Below are 5,660 nucleotides of genomic sequence, written 5' to 3'. Positions count from 1 at the left end.
AAGAATGGCGGTGGGAGAAACGCCTGCCTTGAGCGGGGTCAGCGCACCGGCCAGGGACACGCCGCCGATGCCGATCAAGGTTCCCGCTACGCCGCCTAGCACGGCCAGGATGGTTGCCTCGATCATAAACTGCACCAGAATGTCTTGCTGGGATGCGCCGATCGCCTTCCTGAGGCCGATTTCCTGGGTGCGCTCGCGGACAGAGACGAGCATGATGTTCATGATGCCGATGCCGCCGACGAGGAGCGAAATTCCGGCGATCGCCGCCAGCATGATGGTCAGCGCCCCGGTTACATTGCCCACAATCTCCAGCGCGTCTTTTTGGCTGCGAACCGTAAAGTCATCTTCAGATACGATTCTGTGGCGCAATCGAAGCAGATTCGTCACTTGAAACTGGGCCGCACCAATGGACTGCTCATCCCGCGACATGATGGAAATAAAGGTGACTTCTGTGCCATAGGGCGACGAGTTGCCCGTAATCTGCGACGACATGGTGGTGATGGGGATATAGGCCACGTCATCCTGGTTATTACCCAAGAATGCGCCCTTCGCCTCCATCACGCCCACGACCTGAAAGGTGAGATTTTTAATGCGAATCGTTTGCCCCAGCGGGTCAGCGTCGCCAAACAGGCTGCGAGCCAGGTCAGCCCCCAGCGCCACCGAGCGGTTTCCCCGCTGCACGTCCATATCCGTGAGGAAGCGACCCCGTGCCACTGGGAAGCTCCGCACCGTGCTGAATTCAGGAGTCGTGCCCACGATCAGGGCGCTGGTGCTGCGGTTGCCTTGGGTGACGGTCTGCTGGGTTTGTAGCTGGGGCGCAACGCCGACGACCGTGGGAACCTGGGAGGCGATCGCCTCGGCATCTTCTAGCGTCAGGGTGCGCGGCGTTTCTAGCGTGCGCTGACGAGACGAGTCGCTGCCAGGAATCACAAACAGCACGTTTGGCCCCAGCGACTCAAACTGTTCCGCTGCATAGCGCTGTGCCCCCTGGCCCACGCCCACCATCGTAATCACCGAGGCATTCCCGATAATGATGCCCAGCATGGTCAGCGCACTGCGGAGCTTATTGGCTTTGAGGGTTTTCACCGCCATTGCGGTGCTTTCGAGTAAGTCCATAAGGCCTCCCTATTGCGGTTGCATCCATTCGCGGGCATATTGCGGGGGCAGATCGATGAAGACGCGATCGCCCGGTTCGATGCCGTCTAGAATCTGGGTCTGGTTGCCGACGGCAGTGCCCAGCGTGACGGGGCGAAATTCGGGTCGATTTCGCTCACCGGGAACCAGCACCCCGTTCTGGCCATCCTTGGTGACGATTGCCACCGTCGGAACCACGACCGCGCTATCGAGGCGATCGCCCAAAAAGTCCAGATCCACGTTCATGCCCGACAGCAACCTGTCTTGCCCCGTCAGCAGGCGAATCCGCACCTGAAAGGAGGTGACGTTTTGCCGCACCACCGCCTCCGGAGCCACCAGCCGCACTTCGCCCGTGAACACCTGATTGGGCAGGGCATCGGCACGAATTTCTACCGTTTGGCCGGGGCGAATCTGCCCGATGTCTACCTCTGGCACATCTGCCAGGATTTCTAGCCCGCTGGCGATCGCCACAATCGCGGTCGAAGTAGCGGAAGTTGCGTCCGAAGCCGAAGTCGTCGGCGTGACGAACGCCCCCTCTGTCGCATATTTCTGAGTCACAATGCCGTCAAAGGGGGCCCGCAGCACCGTATCCTCCTGCTGCACTTCTACGCTACGGAGATTGCCTAAGGCGCTGGCCAACTGGGCTTCTGCCTGGGCAATGTCTTCGGCGCGGCTGCCATTGCGAGACAGATTGAGACTTTGCTCCGCAGCCCGCAGGCTGGCCTGGGTTTGCTCCAGGTTGGCACGGGCGCTGTTGGCTTCACGCACCACTTCATCCAGCGCATCGCGGGAAATTGCGCCCTGGCTGGCCAGCGATCGGTTCCGCTCTAGCCGCTGATTCGCCAACTGCACGCGGGTTTCGGCATCGCGCACCTGGGCCCGGGCCCGCTCCACTTCCGCCTGGCGCTGGGCAATTTCTTCGGGACGATTGCCCGATCGCACTTCTGCCAGTCGGGCCTGCGCTTCGGCAACCTGGGCCCGCGCCTGCATCATTCGCGCCGCCACGTCTTCGCTTTCCATGCGGGCAATAATCTGCCCTTCCCGGACGCGATCGCCCTGTTCCACCAGCAGTTCTCGCAAAATACCCGTCGCCTTGGGGCTGATATTCACCGTTTGCACAGGCTGCACCCTGCCGTTGGCGGTAATTCGCACCGTCAGGGCTTGCGATTCCACGGGCACCGTCAGCGTCGCCACATCAGGAATCGTCGCACTCTGTCGCGCCACCAGTGCCGCCGTCGTACCCGTGCCAATCAAACCCGCCGCCACCAATCCCCACAGCCAGGGATTGCTGGGCTGAACTTTGCCGATCATAGGGAGTCGCATGGTCATTTTAGGGATTGGGGGTGTTGGAATTGGGAGGATTGGGAGGATTGAGAGATTCGCAGAGGGGATAAGAAACAGAATTAAAAGGGGGCTAGCAGTCCTCTCGTTTTGGTCATCTGCTTGGTCATCTGGACATCTTCATCACTCCACCGCCATCTCTCGGCGATGCTCAATCCAGCGCTGATGCACACGGGGCAGTTCTTGCTCCCAAAAGGCATGGTAGTCGTGCATTTCGCGGAGGCGCTGCTGGGATTCGGGCGACTGGGTTTTGAGCAGGTCGAGGCCGCGTTCGGAGAGCTTGCGGAAGGCGGCGATGCGGGCAAGCTGCTGTTCATGAAGCTGTGACCAGGCGTGGGGCTTGATCTGAAAGAAATCGCGGCGATCGCCCGGCAGCGGCAGTCGCTCGATCAGCCCAAGCTGGATCAGCAGGCGCGTCATCGAGCTAATAGACCCCTTGCTGGCTTGCAGCACCTCCGCCAGTTCGCCACTGGACTGGTGCGGCGGTTGAGAAATCAGCAGCCAGCCAAAGATGCGCCCAGCCATGCGGGGCAGCCCAATCAGTTCAAACATCAGCCCCACTTCCTCGACAAAATGCGTATGCTCGAACGGCTGCTCTCGGTTCAACGGCTTCCACCTCACGTTAGATCTTAACGATACTTAACACGAATTGCCCTCGGTTTGGAATGTTCAGTAATCACTGAACTTTTTGAACAAGACAAAGCAAAATATTCCTTCCTTTAGATTCACTTTAACCTGAAGACATTCCTGACGGCTCCTCCGGATATCCTCACCTGACCGGAGGAATTTGCGGGCGGCAATGGGATCACGGCTCGTCTGTTCTGCGCCAGATCAGGATCGAGCCGTCGGCGCTGCCGCTGGCCAGGATGCGCTGCGGTTCCAGAAAATCAACAGCGGTGACGGCGGCTTCGTGCCCGTCCAGCACGGCGAGGAGTTGCTTGGTTTCTACATTCCACAGGCGAACCGTGCGATCGCCACCACTGGCCACCGCGTTTCGGCTGTGACCCGACGAGATGCTCGTAACGGCGGCCTCGTGGCCAGCAAGCGTTGCCACAAGGCGATCGCCCACCCTGTCCCAGATTCGCAGGGTGCGATCCTGACAGCCCAACATTAACCGCGAATCATCTGCCGTGAAGGTCATCGCTGAAATGCCGCCACCGGGCCAATCCAGCGTCCGCATCGGGCGATTCAAGCTCAGGTTCCAAAGCACCAGAGAACCGTTGCCGCTGGCGATCGCCAGGGTGCGTCCGTCGGGGCTAATTTCGAGGGCAGAAACGGATGTTTTTTGCCAGCTCAAGCCTTTCACCAACTTGCCCGATCGCAAATCCCAAAAGGTAATGCTGCCGTCTTTGCTAGCGACGATTAGAATCGGCTGATGCGGATGGAAGGTGATGTCGGCGATCGCCTCTGCATTGGGTCTGAGCGTTTTGAGCAAAGCGCCCGTCCGCAAATGCCAGAGTTTGACTTCAGGCATGGCATTAGCGCTGGCTAGAATTTCGCCATTTGCGCTAAGAGCCAGCGAGGCGATCGCTGCTGATTGGGTTTCTAATGTAACCAATAAGGTGCCTTTTAGCGGATTCCAAAGCTGAATTGATCCGTCTTTGCTAGCGCTGATCAGGCTCTTTCCATTTGGGGAAAATAGCAGCCCTGTGACTTCATCATGATGTGGCTCTAGGGGATGAACCCACTGCCAAATTTGACGTTTGGAGTTTTCTGGAGTCAGAATTTCGGAAACAACTTCAGGTTCAGATTGAGTCGTTCGATCCGACCGGGAGGTACGGTTTTGGGACGTAAGTCCTAGTGCTTTTGCTTTTCTCAGGTCTGATTCTGCCCCTAGCTCTAACCCCATCAAAGAATAGACAAAGCCCCGATGTCGATAGGCTTCTGCATAGTTGGGATTGAGCTTGATGGCGCTGCTGAAATGGGCGATCGCCTCTTCATATTTTCCGTCCTTGGTCAACTCAGCACCCGTCCGGTAAAGCGCTTCTGCGGCCGATGCCCCTGAAGTGTAGATTTTGGTCTGTGCCGACGAGGATTTGGATGACGAATGATTTGCGGTTGGGCCTGAGTTTTCTCGCTCTTGAGACTGTTCTCCTGACTCAGTTTGAGGAGAGGGATTTTCGATGAGAAACGCCTTGATTTTTTGATAGGCTTCATTGATTTTTTTGAGTTCCTCTTCGGCCTGTTTCTTCTGTTGAGGATCACGAAACTGATCGGGGTGCCAGCGCTTTGCCAGGGCCCGATAGGCAGCCTTTACGTCGGCTTCGGATGCGCCAACTTTGAGATCAAGACGCTCGTAATAGGACTGAATTTCTGCCATATTTCGATACTTCAGTTGGCACACGGATGACCTGCGGGTTGACCTGCCAGGGGTTGCCGATCGGGTGGCATGGTCTAGTATTCACAGGAATCGGGAGTGGGCAATCAAGAGCGGGCTATCAGGAGCGGGCAATTAGAACGGAGCAATCAGGAGCGGGCAATCAGGAGCGGGTAATCTGAACAAGCGCAATAGCTTAAATTCAGATAGGGCAGGTGTCAGATAGGGCAAGTGGGACAGCAGACGCAAATTGTGGGCTATGAGAAAATCTGTCCTGCTGTTGCAGGAATTTGAGAGCGGCCTTGCTAGAGTCATCAAAAGTCGCTCCTTACTGAACGTCGCCACCCATGAATGCCGTTGACCTTGCCTTTACCCCCGCCCTAGAACAGGCCCGTCTGATTCGGAGCCGCGAGGTGTCGCCTCTGGAATTGGTAGAGCTATACCTAGAGCGGATCGAGCGGCTCAATCCTTTGCTGGGCAGCTATTTCACCGTGATGGCCGAGGCGGCGATCGCCACGGCAAAAGACCAGACCGAGCGGCTCCTCCAGGCAGACCCCAGCGAACTGCCGCCGTTTTTGGGTGTCCCTATCTCTATTAAAGACCTGACCCCGGTGGCGGGTGAGTGCTGTAGCTATGGGTTGAGCGTGGCAAAGAATCGAGTCGCTGCCGAAGATGCGGGCGTGGTGACGCGGCTGCGGCAGGCGGGCTTCGTGCTGCTGGGCAAAACGGCCACCTCAGAGATTGGCTCCACGCCTTTCACAGAGCCACGCGGCTTTCCACCCGCCCGCAATCCCTGGAATCCGGACTATACACCGGGCGGCTCTAGCGGCGGCGCGGCGGCCTCGGTGGCGGCGGGTTTGGCGGCGAT

The 5,660-nt window shown here is 58.1% G+C and carries 5 protein-coding genes; 1 reads left to right on the top strand and 4 read right to left on the bottom strand.

Annotated elements, in window-relative coordinates:
- The 4 genes from IGS51_RS11020 to IGS51_RS11005 form a co-directional block, all read right to left on the bottom strand.
- The coding region (locus tag IGS51_RS11020) for an ABC transporter permease (protein WP_297078442.1) at nt 1-1,116 on the bottom strand (1,116 nt) is incomplete at its 3' end.
- A gap of 9 nt (nt 1,117-1,125) precedes the next feature.
- Complete coding sequence (locus tag IGS51_RS11015; RefSeq protein ID WP_367279317.1) at nt 1,126-2,463, bottom strand: efflux RND transporter periplasmic adaptor subunit; 1,338 nt, start codon at nt 2,461-2,463, stop codon at nt 1,126-1,128.
- A 135-nt stretch (nt 2,464-2,598) separates the two neighbouring features.
- Nucleotides 2,599-3,096: a MarR family transcriptional regulator gene (locus IGS51_RS11010; protein WP_297078441.1), complete on the bottom strand. Its 498-nt coding sequence runs from the start codon at nt 3,094-3,096 to the stop codon at nt 2,599-2,601.
- A 184-nt stretch (nt 3,097-3,280) separates the two neighbouring features.
- Entirely contained in the window at nt 3,281-4,795 is a 1,515-nt protein-coding gene (locus tag IGS51_RS11005) for a DnaJ domain-containing protein (RefSeq protein ID WP_297078440.1), read from the bottom strand.
- A gap of 344 nt (nt 4,796-5,139) precedes the next feature.
- On the opposite strand from IGS51_RS11005, the gene IGS51_RS11000 reads away from it, so the two are divergent.
- Nucleotides 5,140-5,660, top strand: a 521-nt coding sequence (locus tag IGS51_RS11000) for an amidase (RefSeq protein WP_297078439.1), incomplete at its 3' end; no start/stop codon positions are given.

The sequence above is a fragment of the Thermoleptolyngbya sp. M55_K2018_002 genome, assembly GCF_015295965.1.
Taxonomy (GTDB): Bacteria; Cyanobacteriota; Cyanobacteriia; order Elainellales; family Elainellaceae; genus Thermoleptolyngbya; species Thermoleptolyngbya sichuanensis.
The sequence above is the reverse complement of the archived record's forward strand: the minus strand, read 5'-3'. Positions and strand labels throughout refer to the sequence as shown.